Source organism: Streptomyces sp. NBC_00557 (assembly GCF_036345995.1).
Classification (GTDB): Bacteria; Actinomycetota; Actinomycetes; order Streptomycetales; family Streptomycetaceae; genus Streptomyces.
Window position 1 is genome coordinate 8,416,291 of the sequence record NZ_CP107796.1, and the last position, 20,964, is coordinate 8,437,254.

The 20,964-nt window shown below is 68.8% G+C and carries 14 protein-coding genes and 6 pseudogenes; 12 read left to right on the top strand and 8 right to left on the bottom strand.

Annotated features, from left to right (window positions below):
- Nucleotides 1-203 precede the first annotated feature (203 nt).
- Nucleotides 204-963: pseudogene (locus OG956_RS37570) on the bottom strand (TniB family NTP-binding protein); the annotation flags it as partial.
- Between the two features lie 254 nt (nt 964-1,217).
- On the opposite strand from OG956_RS37570, the pseudogene OG956_RS37575 reads away from it, so the two are divergent.
- From OG956_RS37575 to OG956_RS37590, 4 genes and pseudogenes are all read left to right on the top strand, one after another.
- Nucleotides 1,218-1,491, top strand: a pseudogene (locus OG956_RS37575) (transposase); the annotation flags it as partial.
- A gap of 857 nt (nt 1,492-2,348) precedes the next feature.
- On the top strand, nt 2,349-2,792 hold the full coding sequence (locus tag OG956_RS37580; RefSeq protein WP_330342482.1) for a group I truncated hemoglobin: 444 nt from the start codon (nt 2,349-2,351) through the stop codon (nt 2,790-2,792).
- A 22-nt stretch (nt 2,793-2,814) separates the two neighbouring features.
- Complete coding sequence (locus tag OG956_RS37585) at nt 2,815-3,972, top strand: globin domain-containing protein (RefSeq protein WP_330342483.1); 1,158 nt, start codon at nt 2,815-2,817, stop codon at nt 3,970-3,972.
- Nucleotides 3,969-4,715 carry a DivIVA domain-containing protein gene (locus OG956_RS37590; protein ID WP_330342484.1) on the top strand — a complete coding sequence of 249 codons (747 nt, stop codon included), beginning with the start codon at nt 3,969-3,971 and terminating at the stop codon, nt 4,713-4,715. Before OG956_RS37585 ends, OG956_RS37590 begins: the two co-directional genes overlap by 4 nt.
- Before the next feature lie 166 nt (nt 4,716-4,881).
- Here OG956_RS37590 and OG956_RS37595 read toward each other — a convergent pair whose 3' ends face one another.
- Nucleotides 4,882-6,369, bottom strand: a complete 1,488-nt coding sequence (locus OG956_RS37595; protein WP_330342485.1) for a VCBS repeat-containing protein — start codon at nt 6,367-6,369, stop codon at nt 4,882-4,884.
- Nucleotides 6,370-6,656: 287 nt separating this feature from the next.
- On the opposite strand from OG956_RS37595, the pseudogene OG956_RS37600 reads away from it, so the two are divergent.
- Nucleotides 6,657-7,267, top strand: a pseudogene (locus OG956_RS37600) (transposase); the annotation flags it as partial.
- Between the two features lie 262 nt (nt 7,268-7,529).
- Here the strand turns inward: OG956_RS37600 and OG956_RS37605 are convergent.
- Nucleotides 7,530-8,394, bottom strand: a pseudogene (locus tag OG956_RS37605) (transposase family protein).
- 149 nt (nt 8,395-8,543) lie between these two features.
- On the opposite strand from OG956_RS37605, the gene OG956_RS37610 reads away from it, so the two are divergent.
- Complete coding sequence (locus tag OG956_RS37610; RefSeq protein WP_330342486.1) at nt 8,544-8,858, top strand: hypothetical protein; 315 nt, start codon at nt 8,544-8,546, stop codon at nt 8,856-8,858.
- Nucleotides 8,859-8,982: 124 nt separating this feature from the next.
- Here the strand turns inward: OG956_RS37610 and OG956_RS37615 are convergent, their stop codons facing one another.
- Nucleotides 8,983-9,828: a patatin-like phospholipase family protein gene (locus OG956_RS37615; protein ID WP_330342487.1), complete on the bottom strand. Its 846-nt coding sequence runs from the start codon at nt 9,826-9,828 to the stop codon at nt 8,983-8,985.
- Between the two features lie 83 nt (nt 9,829-9,911).
- Here OG956_RS37615 and OG956_RS37620 point away from each other — a divergent pair, with 83 nt between their 5' ends.
- Entirely contained in the window at nt 9,912-10,472 is a 561-nt protein-coding gene (locus OG956_RS37620) for a TetR family transcriptional regulator (RefSeq protein ID WP_330342488.1), read from the top strand.
- A gap of 78 nt (nt 10,473-10,550) precedes the next feature.
- On the top strand, nt 10,551-11,789 hold the full coding sequence (locus OG956_RS37625) for an IS701 family transposase (RefSeq protein ID WP_330343046.1): 1,239 nt from the start codon (nt 10,551-10,553) through the stop codon (nt 11,787-11,789).
- A gap of 21 nt (nt 11,790-11,810) precedes the next feature.
- Here OG956_RS37625 and OG956_RS37630 read toward each other — a convergent pair whose 3' ends face one another.
- Nucleotides 11,811-12,131, bottom strand: coding sequence for a hypothetical protein (locus OG956_RS37630; RefSeq protein ID WP_330342489.1), 321 nt, complete (start codon nt 12,129-12,131; stop codon nt 11,811-11,813).
- 652 nt (nt 12,132-12,783) lie between these two features.
- On the opposite strand from OG956_RS37630, the gene OG956_RS37635 reads away from it, so the two are divergent.
- Nucleotides 12,784-14,862: a DUF262 domain-containing protein gene (locus OG956_RS37635; protein ID WP_330342490.1), complete on the top strand. Its 2,079-nt coding sequence runs from the start codon at nt 12,784-12,786 to the stop codon at nt 14,860-14,862.
- A 907-nt stretch (nt 14,863-15,769) separates the two neighbouring features.
- Nucleotides 15,770-15,931 carry a hypothetical protein gene (locus tag OG956_RS37640; RefSeq protein ID WP_330342491.1) on the top strand — a complete coding sequence of 54 codons (162 nt, stop codon included), beginning with the start codon at nt 15,770-15,772 and terminating at the stop codon, nt 15,929-15,931.
- Between the two features lie 185 nt (nt 15,932-16,116).
- Here the strand turns inward: OG956_RS37640 and OG956_RS37645 are convergent.
- Nucleotides 16,117-16,567 (bottom strand): annotated as a pseudogene (locus tag OG956_RS37645) (hypothetical protein).
- Between the two features lie 434 nt (nt 16,568-17,001).
- Here OG956_RS37645 and OG956_RS37650 point away from each other — a divergent pair.
- Nucleotides 17,002-17,379 (top strand): PadR family transcriptional regulator, encoded by a 378-nt coding sequence (locus OG956_RS37650; RefSeq protein WP_330343047.1) that lies wholly within the window; start codon nt 17,002-17,004, stop codon nt 17,377-17,379.
- The gene (locus tag OG956_RS37655; protein ID WP_330342492.1) at nt 17,376-18,389 is read left to right on the top strand and encodes a hypothetical protein; all 1,014 of its coding nucleotides are present in this window, start codon (nt 17,376-17,378) and stop codon (nt 18,387-18,389) included. Before OG956_RS37650 ends, OG956_RS37655 begins: the two co-directional genes overlap by 4 nt.
- Nucleotides 18,390-18,558: 169 nt before the next feature.
- Here OG956_RS37655 and OG956_RS37660 read toward each other — a convergent pair.
- Both OG956_RS37660 and OG956_RS37665 read right to left on the bottom strand, forming a co-directional pair.
- Nucleotides 18,559-18,714 (bottom strand): annotated as a pseudogene (locus tag OG956_RS37660) (IS5 family transposase); the annotation flags it as partial.
- A gap of 118 nt (nt 18,715-18,832) precedes the next feature.
- Nucleotides 18,833-20,074 carry a serine/threonine-protein kinase gene (locus tag OG956_RS37665; protein WP_330342493.1) on the bottom strand — a complete coding sequence of 414 codons (1,242 nt, stop codon included), beginning with the start codon at nt 20,072-20,074 and terminating at the stop codon, nt 18,833-18,835.
- Between the last annotated feature and the right edge of the window lie 890 nt (nt 20,075-20,964).

Genomic DNA, 20,964 nt, shown 5'->3' on the forward strand with positions numbered 1-20,964 from the left:
GTTGCTCAGTGATGCTGGGTGCGGTGGCGTTTTTGCGCAGTGTGGTTGGCGCGTCGGTAGGTACAGGGGGGCTGGGCGGGGGTGCCGGGAGTGGCCGTGTGTGCCCGTGGCGCTGGACAGACGGCTGCTGACCCGCCAAGCGATCGCCTTTTGTTCCTGCTGCCTATCGCCTTGCGGTGCCGGTGGAGGATGGCCGGCCGGGGTTATCTGCTGGTTGGCCGGGTGCGGCGGCGGGTGGGATTTCGGGGCCGGTGGTGTTCCTCGGCGAGGTGGTCCAGCGTGATGCTGTCCAGGAGTGGTTTGGTGATGCGTTCGCTGCCGTCGCAGATGGCTTCGATAGCCGCTTGGCGGATGAGGCGGGAGAGGCTGCCGATCCGTCCGGCGGTTCGTTCGTGCAGGTAGGCGGCCTGTTTCGGCAGGCTGCCGTGTCGATGAGCGTGCAGGTCGAGGGCTTGCTCGAGGGCGGTGATCAGGTCGCGGAATGGTTCGTGGCCGCCGGCGCGGGCGGGCAGTGCTGCGCAGTCGATGAGGGAGGCGCGACCGGCCAGCTGGGCCCCGCGCACGCCGCTGAACACGGGGCTGGCGGTGACGTCGACGCCCGCGTAGACGAACGTGGCGGGGATGCGTTCGGTGAGGTCTCTGAGCCAGTCGGCGGCCTCGGCACCGCTGGTAGTGCGGGGGTTGAGCCGGTGGATCTCGTAGATCAGCTTGATTCCGGCTGTGGTGCAGGTGTGGCAGACGGCACCGGTGATCTGCGGTGGTCATGCGCGTGGTGACGGGAATGCCGAGGTAGCGGGCGAACTCCTGGGCCAGGGTCTTGGCGGTGGCGCCGGGCGGTACCAGCACGTAGGCGACGGGGACGCCGGTATCGCCGGGTTGGGTGCGGCGGGTCTGGGCCAGTTGGCAGGCGCGGCCGACTTCGAGCAGGGCGGTGGTCTCGCCGGTGGTGGCGGGGCCTGTGAGTGGGTGGTGTGGTGGCGGTGGTTGGGCGTCAGAGGGTGTTTACGCAGTTCAGGCCCTGTATGCGGCTCTCGTTCCTGTCTTTGTTTGAGGGCTTTCACCCGGTGGGCCGCGTATGGCCTTCTGTCTGACGAGGTATCGGCCACCCGTCTCGTTCGCTTCTGTGTCTGGAAGTCCGTCTAAGTCGAAGATGCCCAGGAATCGCCTGACGGGCAGCAGAACCTGGCCTTCCGGCTCGCCCGTGATCACGCTACGCCGTGAGCGAGCGCAAGCCGTGCCCCAGCGGACCTGTCCGATGCCTGATGGGCCCTGATCGAGCCGACTTTGACGGCCTGGAGAAAGACCCGGCTCGACCGCAGACCGACCGGCCAGCCGGCCAAGGTCGGTTTACGGGACGTCTTCAAGGCGATCCTCTATGTGAACAGCACGGGAATCCCCTGGAAAAACCTGCCGCACGACTTCCCGAACCACGGCACCGTCTATGCCTACTACGCCGCATGGCGGGACGAAGGAATCTTCGCCCACCTCAACAGCGCGTCCGTCGTCAGAACCAAGTGGCGCGTCATCAATTGCGGCGGCCTGAGGAGACGAGCTCCAGGACGATAAATGCACCGTGCACGAAGATCTATCGGCTTGAAGGGAGGCGCGACCGGTTCCTCCGGTCCGCGAGCGCGAAAGGACGAAACCGACACGAAATCGGAGACGGATTCCTCTATTCCTGGTTGCCCCCCACACCGATCCGCGGTTCGCCGCTGCCGTCGCTACGCGCCGACTCCCTCGGCAAAGGCCCTCGGCCAACTCGCCGCGAGCGGTGGGGAGATCGCCGTAGCTCCGAGATCGCCCGCGAGCCCGGAGCCACCACAGGCTGACGCCGCCACGGCGTCGCTCACGCAGCACCTGTTGGATGCGCCACACCGACCAGTGGCGATCAAGTCAAACTCGCCGTCGGCGTCCTGAATCCCCTCCGGGGCGCCGACTCCAATTCCCGCTGGTGGCATCCGTGTTACGGCGACAGAGCCCGACCGGCCGGCACCGATCGAATCACGCCACCGCATGGGATGACGACCGTGGTTCCAGGCTTGCGACCCACCGTCAACTTACGACAGGATCCCGGACGTCCGCTTCCGGCTGAATGGGGCCACCGCCCTGCCGCGGTGCACGCACCACCGGGTTTGCCTCGGGCATACACACCGGGGTGCCGGCTCGGTGACGCCCTGACCGACATCGTCGCCGGCGGCGGGCGCGGCGGTGTATGAGGCACGTGGCTGGAGATCCCGGCTGTGGCCGGACCCGCCACACGGGGAACCGGGGCGCGCATATCCGGGGATGAGGCACACCGACGTGCCGCCATCTGACGACCACAGATGAGAAAGGCCCAAGTGACAGACATGACGCTGGACGAAGCCGCCGCGACGCACGCGAAGGAGCCGGCCGCCGACCAGCCGGGAAGCCCCGTGTTCTACCAGCAGATCGGCGGCGCGCAGGCCGTCAGAAAGGTCGTCGACGATCTCTATCTCCACGCGTTGAAGGACGAGCAACTGTCCCCGTACTTCGACGGCGTCGACCTGCCCACGCTCAAACGCCACATGGTGCTGCTGCTGACCAAGGTCCTCGGCGGGCCGGACAACTACGCCGGGCGAGGTCTGGCCGAGGCGCACCAGGGCCTGGACATCACCAGGGAACACTACGAGCGGGTGGGCCACGTCCTGCTCGGGGTGCTCTGGGAGAACCGCGTCGGGGTGGACGTGCTGATGCACGTCTCCGGCGTGCTGACCGCGGTCAAGGAGCAGATCGTCCGAGAGCCCGGCGACGAGCTGGTGCGGAGAGCCTGACATTGTGGTTGACGCTCGCCGTTTGCAGGAGAGCTGGAACGTGGTCGCCGGTTACGGCGACCAGGTGCCGCTGTTCTTCTACTCGACGCTGTTCTTCACCCATCCCGAGACCCGGGACATGTTCCCGATCGGCATGGCAGGTCAGCGCGACAAGCTGTTCGGGGCGCTGGGCACCATCGTGTCCGGCGTCGACCAGGTGGACGACCTGGTGCCGTTCCTGCAGCAACTCGGCCGGGACCACCGCAAGTTCGGCGTCCAGGCCGACCATTACCCCGCGGTGGGGTCCGCCCTGCTGGGGACGCTGGCGCACTTCCTCGGCCCGCAGTGGACGGACCAACTGGCCGCCGACTGGCAGGCGGCGTACGAGTTGGTCGCCAAGGTCATGCGCCAGGCCGCCGAGGAGGCCGCCAACAGCAGCCCGCCCTGGTGGGACGCCGAGGTGATCGGGCACGAACGGCGAACGCTGGACGTGGCCGTGCTCACCGTCAAGCCCAACTACCGCCTGGACTACCTGCCCGGCCAGAGCGTGGCGGTCGAGACCCACCTGCGTCCCGGGCTGTGGCGCTACTACAGTCCGGCCAACGCCCCCCGCCCGGACGGCACCCTCGACCTCCACGTCCGAATGGTGCCGGGCGGGCCGGTCTCCTCGGCGCTGGTGCACGGCGTCCAGATCGGGGACGTGCTGAGGTTCGGCGCCCCAGTCGGCAACCGGCTGACGCTGGACCCGGACGGCGACCGGCCGCTGCTGCTGCTCGCCGGCGGCACCGGGCTGGCGCCGCTGAAGGCCCTCGCCGAGCAGGTCGCCGGGCAGCGGGCCGGGCGACCGGAACGCCGGGTGACACTCGTCGTCGGCGCACACACTGACCACGACCTGTACGACTGGCCGGCGCTGGAGGCCCTCGCCAAGGCCAACCACCGCTGGCTGAACGTGATCCCGGCCGTCTCCGAGGTCTCCCTGCGGCCCCAGGAGAAGGGCACCGCGGTGGAGGTGGCGCTGCGCCTCGGCCCGTTCACCGACCACGAGGTGTACGTCTGCGGCTCGGACACCATGGTGCGCGAATCGGTGCAGCGCCTCGCGCAGACCGGTACGCCCGTCGAGCGCATCCGGTTCGAGTCGTTCACCGGCCTGGGCGGCGAGCAGTACGGCGTCGCGTCTCACGGGGAGGACATGGAGTCATGAGCACGCCCTACAACCAACCCCAGCGTCGGCTGACGCCCGAACAGATCCGCACCAAGCAGTTCACCCGCACCCCGATCGGCCGGCGCGGCCTCAGCGAGGAGGAGGTCGGGCGCTTCATGCTGAGGGTCGCCGACGAGTTGACGGCGCTCCATCAGGACCTGGCCGGGCTGTGGGCCGAGAACGACCGCCTGCGCAACTTCTACCGCGAGCGCGGCGAGCGGGCGGAGGGCCAGGCCGGTCAGACCGGCATGACCGGACCTCAGCGGCAGCCGACCGTGGAGGCCGTCAACCTGCTCTCCCGCGCCCAGCAGCAGGCGGACTCGCTGATCGCCCAGGCCCGTGAATACGCCCGGCAAGTCGCCGACCAGGCCCGTAGGCAGTACCACGACGTGCTGCGCGAGGCGCAGCGCCGGGCCCAGGAGGAGGCGGAGCGCGCCGTACTCGAGTACCGCGCCCGCTCCGGCACCCACTACACCGCCGAGTTCGAGGAACTGGAGCGCCGCCTGGCGTGGGCGCGTGCCTTCCTCGACGCCATCCAGTCCGTGGAGTCACAACTCAAGACCGCCCGCGAGGCTTTGGCGTACGAAGTGGAGAAGCTCGCCGACGCCGGCAGGCCCACGCGCCCGGCCACCGGGCCGGGCCACCGGCTGCCCGGGCAGATCCCCGGCGAAACCGTGGACCTTCCGCAAAGCCCGGGCACGAGCGGTCCGAATGGCGCGAGCACCTGGACCACCACGGGATGAGGAGCCGGCCGTCCGGGTGTCGCCGGCACGCCCGACGGCCGGGCACGGCCCGCGTGCCCGGGGACGGCCCAACGGAGCGGCCGCGGTCGTTCACGACGCGCACACTGCAGCCCCGACGGAACATGTCCGCCGGGGCTGTTGCCCGGAAGAGGACCCGTGAGGCGAGTCAGCGGGCGAAGCCGTTCCCGAACTCGGCGTCCGTGACGGGAGCGCCGAGCGTGGCGGGCCCGAAGGCGACCGAGCCGGAGGCGGTCGGGCCGGTGCTGGTGGAGCGGAAACCCCAGACGGCGCCGTCGGAGGTGTCCTCGCCGGGGGCGCCGACGTACAGCTCGGCGCGGCCGTCGTGGTTGGCGTCGACCAGCGCGGTGCGGCTGCCGAAGACGTCGTTCCGCTCGGCGGTGCCGGGCACGCCCGTGGTGTTCTGGTTGAAGGACACCGCGCCGCTGCCGGTGAGGCCGGACGCGCCGCCGCGCAGCACGGCCACGGCACCCGCCGAGGCTACCGAGCCCACGTCCTCACCCGGGGAGCCGACTGCGACGTCGGCGTAACCGTCGCCATTGGCGTCCGCGACGGAGATGCCCAGGCCGAAGTCGTCGCCGTACTCGGACACTCCGGGCACACCCGCCGTGTTCTGGTTGACCGACGTCGTACGGGAGGTGTCGGGCCCGTTCGCCGAGCCGTACACCACGCCGACCTGGCCGCCGAGGAGCGCCGGGTCGGTGGAGTCCTCACCGTGGCTGTCGAAGGGGCGGCCGATGACGAGGTCGGCGTATCCGTCCTTGTTCACGTCACCGATGCCGAGGCTTGAGCCGCCGGGCACGTTGGTGCCGTCGGCCTGCTTCAGGATGACCGGTGCGCTCAGGCCCTGCCCGGTGCCGTGGAGGTAGGCGACGCGGTAGGCGACGCCCGGCGTCTCCTCGTCGTTGCTGTGGATGAGCGCGACGAGGTCGGTGATGCCGTCGTGGTCGACGTCCCCGGCGGCGACGTCGTCGGTGCTGTAGCCGATGTCGGGGTCGGTGCCGAGGTCGAAGGCGAGGCCCGTGGACCCCGCTGCGCCGGCGGTGCGGGTGAACGGGCCGGTCAGCAGGCGCTCGTCCGTGGCCACGTCGAGGTGACCGTCGCCGTTGAAGTCGCCGACGGCGGGGTGCCGGGGTTGGACCTGGTTGGACATGTCGCCGGCCGCCACGACCCTGCCGCCGGACAGTCCCGTCTTCCCGCCCCAGACGACGGTCAAGGTGCCCGCGTTCTGCACGGACCCGACGTCCTCGCCGCTCGCGCCGACGACCAGGTCCGTGTACCCGTCGCCGTCCAGGTCGCCGACGGCCAGGCCCCAGCCGAACCAGTCGTCGGTCTCGGCGACGCCGGGTATGCCGGCCGTGTCCTGGCTGATGGTCTGCCGGTGCCCGGTGTCCAGCCCCGTCGCGGAACCGTACACGACGCTCACGTACCCCGCACGGCTGTGCCCGCCGATCATGCCCCACGGGGCGGCGACGGCGAGGTCCGCGTACCCGTCGCCGTTGAAGTCGGCACGCATGCTCTGCGCACCGGATACCTGCGTGCCGGCCGCGTGCGCGCTCACCGGGCCGACGACGGCTCCGACGACGGCCACGGCGGCCGTGAGCCCGAGACGGGAACGAAACGTGCGCTTGCTCATGTGGTGTCCAACCCCTGCGATGGAAGAGCCCTGGCCCGACGGAGGAGCCAAGATCCTCACGCCGTCGCCAGTACGACTCCCCAGGTGGCGGCAGGGTTGTCCTGAAGACGGCGGTAGTTCCCAGATCCACTTTCGCAACAGACCCTAGCTTGATCTTCAACGGCCGGCGTCGAATGGTGCCTCGAACTTGATCACTCGGTTCGGAAACCGCCGTACACCAAAGCGGCCTTCGTCTGAACATGTGCTCCGACCAAGGAACACACATGTCCAGCACGAAGGCCGTGAGGATGAGTCTGCTGCATCGCGATGCCCGACAAGAGGCATGGGCGGAACTGTCATGCTTCCGGGGCGAGTTCTACTCCTGTCTCACTGCTCGTTCGGATGCGTTGTTCGAGCTGGCTGACGCCGTGCTGTGCGGCGACGGACCGGTGAGGTCACCGGCTGAGCTGTCGCTGGTCGGCGAACACCCCCGTGGTCATGGCGGGCTCTACGCGGCCCTCGCCCGTGGCAGGGTCGATACCGGCCGGCTGCAGCGGGATCTGGCCGCGGTGCCGCTGCCGCGGGCTGTCGACGGCCGGCTGGTCCTGGCCATCGACATCACGTGCTGGCTACGCCCCGATGCTCACACCTCATCCCAGCGGATCCTGTGTCACGCCTATGGCCGGGGCAAAGACCAGCACATCCCCGTCCCTGGCTGGCCGTACTCGATCATCTGCGCGCTCGAGCCGGGGCGCAGTTCCTGGACCGCGCCTTGGACGCGCTTCGCCTGGCCCCCGGAGACGACAACGCCACCGTCAGACCCCGGCAGCTGCGTGACCTGCTCCACCGACTGATTGCCGCCGGGCAGTGGCAGGAGGGCGACCCCGACGTTCTCGTCATGGCGGACGCCGGATACGACGACTTCCGGCACATCCGCCCACAGGCCGCCTGCCCGGCCAGAGCACCGAAACCCACCCGCCCGGCCCCGGGCGACCAGCGGGCCGAAAAAACACCCGTCCTGCACCCCGCCACGACGTACACACACCCAAGAAAACACAGCCAGCAAAACGACAAAACAAGAGGTCAACTACCGCAAAGCCCCGCCGCACAGGTTAAAGATCAAGCTAACGAGTTGGTGCGTGATAGCGGGTGAGGTGTGTTCGGCCTGCTCTCGGCCGTTTTCAGGTCATGGCGGTGCGGTCGGAGACGAGGCCGGCGATGGCTCGGTAGGTGTCGGGCAGGCGATCGCGACGGTGGGTCCAGCGCATGAGTTGTTTCCAGCGTTTGTGGTCGGCGAGGGCGTGCTCGACGGTGATGCGGTCGGATGAGTGGCTGTGCCGATCGCGTTCCCACTGTTCGACCCTGCCGGGCAGTGCTCCGGGGCGTGGCTTTCTGGGCGGGGTGAGTGCTCGGCCGGGATGTCGCGGCTCAGGCCCAGTAGCCGTCGTCGAGCAGCACTTCCACCAGGTCGAAGTGCTGGAAGCAGCCGGTGATGCCAGCGGCGCGAACTGCGGTCGCATCGTGCATCCGCCCTGGCCGCAGGCCGTCGGCCCACAGGGTGCGACCCTGATGGTCAGCGATGACAGTGGCTTTCATCGTGTTCTGCTTCTTCTTGCCCGACACGAATGCCCGCCTGCCACCCGGGCCGGCGGCCGGCCGTCGCACCTGCACCTCGGTGGCGTCCAACCTCAACTCGACACCCGCGGCCTGGGCGTAGGCGAACACGTCCTGCAGCGTTCGAAGCCGCAGGCCAAGCCTGTCGGGAACAGCAAAACCCCGCTCCGCCAGTAACCGACGCATCTCACCGACGGCCCGGGTGACAGTCGAGCGGTCGACGTTGAACAACACACCCAAGGCCGCGTGAGGCAGGTCGTGCCGCAGGTGAAGCAGCGTGACGACCAACCGGTCCACGTACACCAGCCGATAGCGGGCACCGGCACCCTGCGCGCGTCTCCTCACACCGCCTCGTTGCGGGAAACGCCGCCCCTCCACCGCGGCTACCCACGGACGGGCCAACTCCTCAACCAACGACGCAAGATGCGCCATCGAGACGCCCGTGAACACGGGATGCGCCAACACCGCCCGATCGACCGTGCCCGTCACCACGAAAGCATGCCCACCCGCTATCACGCACCAACTCGTAAGAGCACAGACGCCATTGGTGAGCAGGTCCGCGTCGGACACAACGAGGCGACGTGGCGAAGACCGACGCCAAGACCCGCACCCAGGACAGCCCAGCAAAGCGTCAGGCCGCCGCCCAAGGTTGGGGAGCTGAAGGAGCAGGTCGCGTTCAGGGCCGGTCTGTTGGAGGAACAGGCCGCCCATGCCCCTTTCCTTTCCTCGTGCAGGAGAAGGTGCTGATCCCGGTGTTGCTCTGTACGACACGCAAGCAATCAGCGATCCTGCTGTGGATGACTGCGCTGTCTCCACAGGTGCTGCGTCAGGCCCTGCGCGCCGCAGCAGCCTCCTACTCGGCCGGCGAGCTGGCGTACCTAGTACTCCAGCGGTAGATCGTGATCTTGACGACCGGACGGCTTGCCGGCGGTGGTCGCTCGTCGCGAATCAGCTGTGGGTAGGACCGGGGCCGAGGGTGGGGTCAACGAGACGGGCAGCAGTCCGGGGATCGGGCGGCGCTCAGTCCATGTCGGATCCGGTCTTCCAGGCGAGACGGAGCTGCTCTGCGGCATCGGTGGCTTGGCGAAGGCCCGCCTGGTAGGCCGGTTCCCAGGCCGTCCGGTCATTCAGGTTCGAGCCGAATGCGCGTATTGATGCCGGATCGGGCTCGATGGTCACCACTGTGTGCGCCCCTGCGGCCGCCAGTTCCTGGTGGAGGTCGTGGGGAAACAGGTGCGCCTGCGGGTCGATGACGACGAGCGTGCGGGCTCCGGCCGCGAGTCCGGCGTTGGTCGCCGATCGCATGGAGCCGTCCATGTATCGGCGGCCGTTGATGGTGATCGGTGGGTAGATGCCCGGGAAGGCCGTGCTTGCCGCCACGGCGCAGGGCAGCGGTGCGCCACTGGCACGGTCGAAGACCTCCTGCTCGCCGGTCTCGGCGTCCAACGCGGTGATGAGCAGCTTCCGGTGCGGCCATTGGTCTGCGCCGGCCATGGCGCGCATCCGGGCGATATGTGCCTGCTCGGGGCCGGTCTCGGCGGCGAGCGCGATCTGGCCCACTCGGCGCCGAGCCTCGTCCGGGTTTGAGGCGGCACCGCCGAGCACCGCGAACGCCTCGCCCAGCCGGTGCCCGTCCACCTGGGGAGGGGTGGCGTCGGCCGTGCGCACAGGGGTGGCGAGCCGGACGGGGTCCTGACCGGTGGCCAACACTGCACCGATGATCGCGCCAGTCGACGTGCCGACGATCAGATCGGCCTCGCTGAGATCTACTCCGCCGCGGCACAGTCCGCAGGCCAGTCCGGCCATCCAGGCCGCACCAACGGGGCCTCCGGCGCCCAGCGCGAGTGCCCGGTCGAGTGTGTACATGACTGTCCCCTTCCCATTATTGAAACAGTCGTACCATATACTGATGCAGGCTCAGGTCCGCAGTACCGAGAGGATGATCCACCGTGGGGCGACCCCCAGATCCCGCCCGACGGGAGGCCACGCTGGCGCGCGCGACCGACTACGTACTGGCACACGGCCTGGCGGGGTTGAGCCTGCGGCCGCTGGCCGCAGCTCTCGATACCAGCCCGCGGATGCTGCTCTACGACTTCGGCAGCAAGCAGGAGTTGGTATCTGCAGTCCTTGCCGAGGCCCGCCGCCGCGGTGCGACACGGTTGGCAGAGAACCTCCCGGCGCAGGCAGCCTCTGCGGAGGAACACCTGCGCGGCATCTGGGCCTGGATCAGCGCACCTGAGCGAGCCCCGTACGTCCGGCTGATCTTCGAGGTGCACGCCGACGGCCTGGCCCACCCCGAGAACTACCCGGACCAGGCCGAGGCGATCACGAACTGGTTCGACACCCTCGGCGCTACGATCCGCGACATCGCCACCGGCCCCGACGACACCGTTACTCCCACGCTGGTCATGGCCGTCATCCGGGGCCTCCTGTTCGACCTCACGACCACCGGCGACCGCCGTCGCACCGACCGCGCCCTGGACCGCTTCTGCGAACTCCTCCGGCATTGAATGAAGACAAACGATCACACGGTGACCGCAGGTCACACCACAGGCCCTGCCCGCTGGCAGGAGGCATTCGAGACCCTCATGGACCGGATCGCGGGCCGGTTCACGAGAGTCGAACCCCGCCGACGGACAAGGCGGTTGGTGCTCGGCCTGCTCTCGGATCTGCCCCGCAAGAACTGCTGGACCATCGCCGAGTGGGCCGGGGACGCCACCCCGGACGGCATGCAACACCTGCTGAACCGGGCCAAGTGGGACGCCGACGCCGTCCGCGACGACCTGCGCGACTACGTGGCCGAGCACCTGCACGACGACCAGGCGGTACTCGTGGTCGACGAGACCGGCGACGTGAAGAAGGGCAGCCACACGGTTGGCGTCCAGCGCCAGTACACCGGCACAGCAGGGAGAATCGAAAACTCCCAAATCGCCGTCTACCTGGTCTACGCAGGCCGACGCGGACATGCCGCAGTGGACCGGGAGCTGTACATCCCGCGCTCGTGGACCGACCAGCCTGACCGCTCCCAGGCGGCCGGGCTCTCCCCGGACACCGCGTTTGCGACCAAACCCGAACTGGCGGTCCGCATGATCACCCGGTTCCTGGATGCCGGCCACCACGCCTCCTGGGTCGCCGGCGACGAGGTCTACGGCGGCAACCCGAAACTGCGTGCCGCCCTGGAGGCGCGCGGTACCGGTTACGTGCTCGCGGTAGCACGCAACCACGAAATCACCACCCAGGCCGGGAAGTCCCGCGCGGATGCCCTGGCCAAGAAGATTCCCAAGCGGGCGTGGCAGAAGCTGTCGGCCGGCGCCGGAGCCAAGGGGCAACGCTTCTACGACTGGGCCTACATCGACCTACCCAGCACTGCCCCCGGCCACCGCCACCTGCTGATCCGCCGAAACCGCACCACCGGCGAACTCGCCTACTACCACTGCTACTCGCCTAAACCAGTGCCACTGGCGACCCTGGTCCGGGTCGCTGGATCGAGGTGGCGAGTGGAGGAGACGTTCCAGTCCGGAAAGGGCCTGGCCGGACTGGACCAGCACCAGGTCCGCCGATACGCGTCCTGGTCTCGCTGGGTAACCCTCGCGATGCTCGCCCATGCCTTCCTCGCCGTCGTCCGTGCCGACGAACACACCCGCCAGCCCGCCCGGGACAAGCTGATCCCGCTCACCTGCAACGAAATCGCCCGTTTGTTCATCACCCTCGTTGCCCAGCGCGTCCACGACACGGCCCACCGGCTCCGCTGGTCCCACTGGAGACGCCGCCACCAGGCCCGATCCCAAGCGAGCCTCTACCAACGCCAAGCTGCAGCCCCAACATGATCACGATCTACCGCTGGAGTACTAGCTCTGACCAGCAAACCGGAACACGCTATTCGCGACCGTCTTGCCTGGACGCTGCACACGCAGCTTCCGCAGTGCATTGTCGCCCGCGAGTGGCGCTGCGGGAACGGCTGGGTCGATCTTGCTGTGCTCGATGGTGCCGGAACCACACCCCTGACTCTGGTTGAGGCCAAGTCGGCCTACACCTTTGACTTCGCATCTCCCCAGCAGGCCAGTGCCCAGAACTATCGTGCCCGCATCTGCAAGGATCTCGCCCGCCTCGCCGACGTTCTCAAGAGCTGTCCGGCCTCGGCTGCCTACGCATTGCTGCTGCTGACTCATCCCTCGGCGGTACCTAGCCCCCGTGCTGGAGCGGTCAAGTACACCGAGGGCATACGCCGCGGCTTGCGCGCACGCTCCCCGGACACGCTCCTGGAGACCTCGGATGAAGCTGTCCACGCACTGTTCGATGGATTGGCCCCTCATACGAGTGGAGTCCTGCCTGGCGGGGAGGCCTTCGGAGTCGGCGTCGTGATCCGTTACCACCTTCTCGGTCCTGTCATGGGTGTCTGACGAATGGGCGGGACGCAATGGGGCAGCCCAGGGCACCCGGAGCTCGCCGATCATGTTGCCGGCCGCGCTCGGCCAGGCGGCGGTCGACGCCGGCCACCGGGTCTACTTCACCACCGCCACGGATCAAGCGGCCATGAGGCCGCGCTGGAGGGCCGCTGGAAGACCTGGATGCGTTCCTTCGCAGGTCCCAGGCTTTTTACCCATGCCAACGGCAGCCTCGACGACATCAGGAGGCGTCATCGCGGTCCTGTGGTGAGAGGTGGGGGCTCGGTAAAACCTTGACGAGTTTTCAAGTCCTGGGAGTGGGGACAGCGGTAACTGGGAGAGGCGGCATTCGACCGTTCGTGAGTGAGGGCTGTACCCGGTTCGGCGGGGCAGGCGAGGACACGAAAGACGAGGGGCAGCGGTGGATGCGACATCGATGACGCTGCGAGGGCTGTTCGGGCCGGATCAGCGTCTTGTCGTACCGGTCTTCCAGAGGCCGTACGTCTGGACTGAGGACAGGAATTGGCGTCCGCTGTGGGAGGACGTCACTGCCCTGGTCCGTCGGAGGCTGGCAGGTGGAGAGGTCCATCCGCACTTCCTCGGCGCCGTAGTGCTGGACCAGATGCCGACCCCCACGGGGTCGATGCCTGCCCGGCAGGTCATCGACGGCCAGCAACGACTGACGACGCTGCAGGTCCTCCTCGCTGCGGTCCGCGACGTGGCAAGGGAACTCGACGTCCAGGACAGGTACGTGCGGGCACTCGCCAAGCTCACCGCCAACGACGATGACATGACGGACGACCCGCACGCGGTCTACAAGGTGTGGCCCACCAACATCGACCAGGCACCCTTCTCTGCGGTCGTGGATGGTCGGCTGCAGCGGGCCGTCGACGTCGCCGCCCCCGCTGCTGCGGGCGCCTCGGCGATCGTCCAGGCGTACTGGTTCTTCCGCGACCGCACCATCGAGTGGGCGCAGGAGTTGATGTACGAGAGCACAGTGGACGAGAGCTTCGACGCCTTGGTGCGCGTGTTGCGGGACAAGTTCGAACTGGTCGTTATCGATCTCAAGCCCGAGGACAACGCCCAGGTCATCTTCGAAGCGCTCAACGACCGCGGCACCCCGCTGCAGGCCTCCGACCTGGTCAAGAACCTTGTCTTCCAAAAGGCGGAGGAACAGGGACTCCCGGTGGAAAAGCTCTACCGGGACGTGTGGGCGCAGTTGGAGACGTCTGACTGGCGCAAGGAGATACGTCAGGGAAGGCTGAAGCGCCCCCGGCTGGACGTCTTCCTCACGCAGTACCTGACCTGCGAACTCGCCGAGGAAGTACTGGCTCCCGAGCTCTTCTTGACCTTCCGCAGGTACATCGCGGACTCCGAGGTAGCCCTGGTCGACTTGATGCGGCGCATGGTGGACCGGGCAGGTGCCTACCGGCAGCTGACGGCCGAGGAACAGCCGGCCACCCCGGAGGGTCGATGCCTGCGCACCGTGGGCATCCTGGATGCAAACACCGTTCTGCCCGTGCTGCTGTGGCTGGTCACCCGCTTCGACGAGGACGACCGGAGCGGCGCGATGATGGCCCTGGACTCCTACCTGATGCGCCGCACGGTCTGCCGTCTGACGACGAAGAACTACAACCGGCTCTTCCTGGAACTGCTCAAGGAGCTGAAAGCAAAGGACGATCCGGCGGTGGTGACCGACTTCCTGCTCCGGCAGGACGCCGACTCCGGATTCTGGCCCCGCGATCACGACATCCGCTACGTCTTCCGCTCGCATCCGTTGTACAAGCATCTCACCCGCGCCCGGTTGCGGCTGCTGCTGGCCGAGCTGGAGGCCACACTGTACTCGGGCAAAACCGAGCGAATCGTCCACGACAGGGAACTGACGATCGAGCACCTGCTTCCCCAGTCCTGGGAGGAACACTGGCCGCTTCCCGATAGCGGAGACCGCGGCAGCGTCGAGGCTCATCAACGCAGGCAGGTACTCGTCCATACCCTGGGGAACCTGACCCTGCTCACCCACAAGCTCAACCCAGCGGTCTCCAACGGCCCCTGGGAACGCAAGCGATCCGAAATCCTCCTGCACAGCGCGCTGTCCTTGAACCGTTCCTTGCCCGCGCAGTGGGACGAAGAGGCCATCCTGGCCCGGGCGGACCATCTCACAGAGGCGTTCTGCCGGCGCTGGCAGCGCCCGGAGGGAGGCGCACCCGCCCTCCCGGTCGCAGACCTCCCGGCCCCAGGGCTGGAGACACAGAACAGCACCCCCGCCGACAGACCGGCGACGGTAAAGGTGCCCAAAGCCCGCCGTGACGTCGCCCGTCACATACGCGAGGCTTTCGCGGGCCTCCCGGCCGGAAGCGTCCTGACGGTCGCGCAGATCGTGGCAGCCCGTACCAGCCAGTACGAGGCCCGCCAGATCAGCGCCGGCGCGGTGGCCGCCAGACTCCGCACCGACAACGTACCTGGCATCCGAGCCGTCCCCGGCTCCAGCCCGCTGTCCGCCCGCAAGATCACCTGACCCAACCATCGCTGCCGGGCCCGCACCTGGGACCCCGTCGACCTACGCGTCCCCGAATGGCCCTACCTGCAAGTTCACCGCATCCCACAGTCGCGTGCTCGGGGTCAGGGCGGCATGGCGAGGATCCTCCTCGGTGAGGATGCCGCCGCCGGGGATTTCGGCGCCCCAAGGCTCGCGTGGCTGGCCGTAGACCACCCCGGTTGGTGACCTGCCGGCCTTCCGCGCGTGGCCGCCCTGTGACAGCCCGCGGTATCAGCGGAGTGAGTAACTCCCAGCCCTGGTCTGTGAGTTCATTACTCACTGCAGGTCCGCGTCAGACGCGCGCCAGCGGGGAGCATCGGGGAGCAGCGGGGAGCAGGGGGCCAGCAACCGCGCAGCCAAGCGGCCAGTGCACACTGAGAGAACAACGTTGAAACAGGGGGCAGAGAGACGGAACTACTGTGGATGCTGATGCCGTGCAAGATGACGAGTCGACCCCCGTCAGCGGCATCCACCGCAGCTGGAGCGGGTCGCCGAACCGGTCTCGACGCCGCTGTCTTCAGCATCCACCGTCCTGCCGGGAAAGTTGCGTGCACTAGAGGGAGAACGCTCATCGCCCGAGCCCTCCCGGGCTGTCTCCAGCACGCGTATCCTGCCCACTGAGGCATCACCATCCGGGGGGATCGTGTCCTACGCATTCGGGTCCAAGCCCGCGCCCAAACGCTGTGTCGTGTGCCGGCAGCCGGTGGGTAGAAAGAAGCTCGTCTTCACCACGAGTGGACATCCAGTGCACCGCGCGTGCCGGTCGACTGCGGATCATTCGTCGACACGCTCGGTGGCTCCGCCCGGTCTCGCGCGGGCGCCGAAAGACATCAGCCGCGCCGAACTTCTCAGGAGAATCGAAGCGCTACGGAAACGCGACGCGAAGATGAAGCCGGATGCCAAGAAGGTGCGGCTCGCCGACCGCGCCAAGCCGACGACGGCGCAACACAGCGACAAGCGGCCGGTCCCCCCGCCCCAGCCGTACTACGGCGTGGAGATGAAGTTCATCGACGGCCGGTGGGTACAGATGCACCCTGACTCCGAATAGTGGCCGCTCGCTGCACCGCATAGGCGAACAGACCGAACTGCCAACTGGCGCGGGCGCGCGAGTCCTGCGCGGGAGCCGCGGCGACCGGCGCCTGCAGGAAATGGGCGTTCCCGACTGACCACGGCCGCCAGGCCGCCGGCCTCGACCGGCACGGCCGTGGAGCCTCATGCGGCTGAGGCGCGTCATCACTCCGGCTCGGGCGGCCGTGCGATGTGGTGCGGATGGCTGTGCGTTCGGCGGTTTTCTTCCAGCCCCGCCTCCAGCAGGCGGTCGCGGCCCAGCGCGAGATCCTTCACGGCGTTCGCCTCCAACTCCTGGAAGGGCCGGTAGTAAGTGGCGTCGTAGGCCTCGACGATCTGGAACGTCCAGTGCCCCGGAATGACGTTTTGGGCCAGGATCTGCGTGTGGACCGTTTCCGCCCACTCGGGGTGGCCCGCCTCGTGCAGGAGTTCCACCGCGCGGTCCGGCTGGAAGTCGGCGGTACCGGTCAACTGGTGGAAGTCGTACAGGCGGCCTCTGGCCCGCTCGGTGGTCTCCAGCGCCTTGGACAGCGCGCCGAGCGCCTGGACCGTGGCGTCGCTCAGGCCGTCGAGGGCGGCGGTGCCGGCCGTCGGGACCGTCCAGCGGCTCGATCATGGATCCCCCCCCACGGCGCAGGCCGTAACCACGGGTGCGAATGATCGCGTGATTGCTGGTCCAGGGCCATCGCACGGAAGGGCGAGGGCCCGGGACCAGGTGCTGGGCTTCCCGGCCCTCGTGAGGTTCGCGCATCCACGGGGGCCGGATGTTCATGGCGCGATACCGGATTCAACGACGCCCGGTCGCGTAGGTCACCACTGGGCGCCTCGGTTTCACGCCGTGACAGACGGCGGCTGGCGGCGTCTCCGCCGACATCGTCGGCCGCCATGGACGCGTCCTGGCCCAGGCCGCCACGGACGCCCTGCCGACGGGGGCGGCTTGATCCGCATCAGCATCGTCGCTGCTCGCGCCCGCGGCCGTGCCACGAGCGAGCGCCTCTGCTCGATATATATCGGAGGACGGTATATTCTGCTTGCATGGTATCGAAGGGCATGACCCGACCGGCGTTCTTCGTCCTCACGGCGCTCGCCGACCAGCCGCGGCACGGCTACGGCATCCTGCGGGAGGTCGAGGAACTGTCCGACGGGGAGATGCAGTTGAGGGTCGGCACCCTGTACGGGGTACTGGACCGGCTCACCGCCGACGGACTGATCGTGCTGGACCGGGAGGAGGTGCAGCAGGGCCGTCTGCGGCGCTACTACCGGCTGACCGACGAGGGCGTGGCGGCCCTGGACGCGGAGGCGGAGCGCATGGCCGCCGGCGCCGGAGCCGCCAAGCGGCGCATCGCCCAGGGCCGCCGGGCCGCCGCCTCGGCCGACACCGTGCCCGAACCCCCCACGGCACCTGGACTCGCGGGAGGCTTCGCATGACCACGCTGCTGGAATCCCGCTACCGGATCGTCCTGCGCCTGCTTCCTGCCTACTACCGGCGCGAACGGGAGGAGGAGATGGTCGAGACGTACCTGTGGGACGTCGACCGCGACACGCAGGACCAGAGCCGGCCGACCCTGGGCGAGGTGGCGAGCATCGCCGCGCTCGCCGTGCGCAGCCGCCTGGGAGCGCCCGGGGCGCCGCGCCGCTACGTCCTCCTCGGCTCGACCACCCGGCTCTTCGCGCTGTTCGCCGTGCTGATCCAGGCGGCCGCCGCGGTCGTCGACATGGTCATTGAGGTGACCTGGGCCACCAGTCGGGGCGGCCCGGGCCGGCACCTGTTCCTGTCGCAGTTCACCGGGCAGGGGCTCCTCACCGCGGTGGTCACGGCAGCCCAGTGGATCCTGCCGCTGCTGTGGGCGGTGGCCTACTTCGCCCTCGTCCACGACCGTCGCCGCCTCGCCCGGGTGTCCGCGCTGCTGGCCGCGCTGCCCACGCTCTGGCCGCTGCTGGGCCCGCTGACCGGTGCGACGGTCCCCGCGGACCCGGCGTTCGCCACCGCCTTCGGGCTCCTCGCCTGGCTGCCGGCCCTCGCTCTGTGCGCCGCCCACCACCGGGACGCACCCCCGGCCCGGCTCCCCGCCGGTACGCCCGGGCTGGTCTTCATGACCGCGTGTGTGGTGATGGGGGCGTCCAGCGTGGTGCTGCCCGGCCTGCCCGACCTGGCGTGGGCGCCCTCGAGTTGCTTCGTCGTGGGCGCCCTCGGATGGCTCTGGTGGAAGGCCCGGGGCCGCGGTGCGGCGCCCGGAGACGCGCTCGCCATGGCCGCCCTCGGTCTGCTGCTCCTGGCGGTGCGGGTCGTGGCCCTCTACCCCTGGCTGCATCTGCCCGCGCCCGCCGTGTACGTCGGCGGCGGTCTGCTGCAGACGGCCGCGCTCGCTCTGCTGACCGTGGTGCTGGCGGTGGTCGGTCGCCGGGACGTCGTCGAGGCCGAGCCGGGCCTGTCGTGACCAATCCGCCCCGGCACCGCGGCCTCTGCGCCACCGCTGCCCGGTCCCAGGCTGCACCCGCGCCGTGGGTCGGGGCCGGAGGACCAAAACGGGGTACGCGTCATTCAAGCCGGCTGGCTGAGAGGGGATGAGGGCGGCAGCGACTAAGAGGTCGTTTTCTCCCGATGTTTCATCCAAGAATTGGTGTTTTATCTCGTAGTGTCGGGTCTCGCCAGGAGATGGCGGCTTCGCCGGTGAGGCGGCGGGCCATCAGGTCGGTCATGGCGAGGTGGATCATGGCTTCGGAGCGGGCGGGCAGGGTCTCGTAGTCGCGGGCCAGGCGGCGGCGGACAACGTCTAGTTTGCGCACTCGAATACCCTCGAATCTTCGCCGCAGCCCTCACGCAGGCGCACCTGGTCTCCTCTGCCTGCCCTGACGGCAGTGCGCGGCATCCTTCAGCGGCTCAGTCGTCGGAGTGCCGTTGCCGTCCTTTTCCTCCTTTCCCGGCGTCGTGCTTGCCTGACCACGCGCCGCCCTCGTCGCCACCGGGTGCCGGCCCGGGTGACGTTCTGACGGACGGAGGGGCAGGCGATGGCGCGGTCGCCGGGGTCCGACCGGCGGGTGTCGATGAGGTGCGAATGGGTGAGGGAGAGGCCGGAGACGTAGGCGCCGTGGTGCCGGAATTCAGCGAGGCTCCGACGGCCGTGGCCCCGGCGAACAGGGCGAGGCCGGCGCCGGCGAGAACGGCTTTGGGTGCCAGTTTGAGGCGCCCGGTGGGGCGGGAGTGGGCGCCGGCGCGGGATTCACCGGCCTGCGGGGCCGGAGGCGGTGGAGTGGCCGGGGTGGGTATGAGGGTGGTGCCGTCGTGCACGGCAGGTCGTGGTGTCCTGTTCTGCGCGGCGAGCCAGGCGGCTGCCTGCTCGGCGGTGGGTCGGTGGGCCGGGTCCTTGGCGAGCATGTGCAGCACGTAGTCGGAGAGCGGCCGCGGTATGCCGGGACGCAGGCGGTCGGGGGGTGCCGGTGTGGCGCTGACGTGCTGCTGGACCACGGCCAAGGACGTGGCGGCGCTGAACGGAGGCCGCCCGGTGAGCAGTTCGTACAGGACACAGCCGAGGGAGTAGACGTCGGACGCGGGCTGTGCCGGACGGCCCAACGCACGCTCGGGAGCCAGGTAGTCGGCAGTGCCGATGATCTTGCCTGTGGCGGTCAGGCCGCTGGCCGCCTCCTCGGCGAGGCGGGCTATGCCGAAGTCGGTGATCTTCACGGTGCGGTCGGTGGTCAGCATGATGTTGGCGGGTTTGACGTCTCGGTGGATCACTCCGTGCTGGTGTGCCGCGGCGAGGCCGGCGGCCGCCTGGGTCGTGATGGCTGCCGCCTCGGCCGGTGGCAGGGCGCCGCGGAGGGAGCGTTCCTGGGCCAGGTTCCAGCCGTCGACGAGTTCCATGACCAGGTGGGGCTGGTCATGGTCGCCGCCGAAGTCGTACATGCCGACGATGTTGGGGTGGTGGAGCCGGGCCGCGAGGTGTGCCTCCCGGCGGAATCGCTCGGCGTCTTCCGCTTCCTCGGCATGCAGCAGTTTGACGGCCACGGGCCGCTCGAGGAGATGGTCGAAGGCCCGCCAGACCTCGCCCATCGCGCCGCGTCCCAGCAGCTGCTGCAACTCGTAGCGGTCCGCCAGCATGCCCTGCACATCCACCCCGATCATCGCGTTGCTTTGTCGTTCCCCTGGGCCCGGTGGTTGCGGGTTGCGGGCGTTCGGGTCCCGGCTGCCGGGCCGACGCACACTCCCTCTTGGACTGGACGCCTTCGTGGGCATGCGCATGGGGCAGGCAGATGATGGGGGATTCACCTGCCCGCCCCTTGTTGCGCGACCACCTGCCCGGAATGGGGGGTGAGCGGGTGCCACGAGGCCCCTGGGTTCCTAGGGCCCACTCCTACAGCGCACGGGAGTGACAGGCCGTCACACCCCTGGGGTGCCCAACGCCACACGGCTCTCCGGGGTGGGAGAGCGGGGGCAGGCCCGGCACGGGGGGAACCGGGCCTGCCCCAGCACATCGGCGCCTGCGAACCCTCCCCCCGGAGGATGGGCGCCATGACCCCGCCCGGGGTCACTTCCAACAGCGCGCCGCGGGTCAGGAGTGTCACGGGGGGACGGTGATGGTTGCGAGACCGACAACTTTGTGAAAGCGTGCCCCGAATTCCTGCATGATTTGATCACGCATTACGTGAATACCGGCGACCGGGGACTGCGGCGACACGCGATCACGCTCCTCCATTTCGTCCGGAAAATGGCCATGCCATGCGAACGTGCAGGTAAGTGGCTGTCTAGCCAGTTATATTCGGGACATTGCAGACGCCGGTGTAACGCTGCGGTGCATGCGGAACGCAGAAGTAGGAAGAAGCGGGGTACCGACCGGCGGAATCTGGGTGCCCTGGCGCGAGCGCGCAGAACGGCACTACGTCAGATCGGATACCTGTGAGAAACATCGGCCCGGTTCCCGGATACCAGGCATACAGTGAGCCGCCAGACCCCGGCCGCTCTCTGCACCGTCAGGCCACCACACGGCGTACGGCCATCACCATCTGCACGATCGC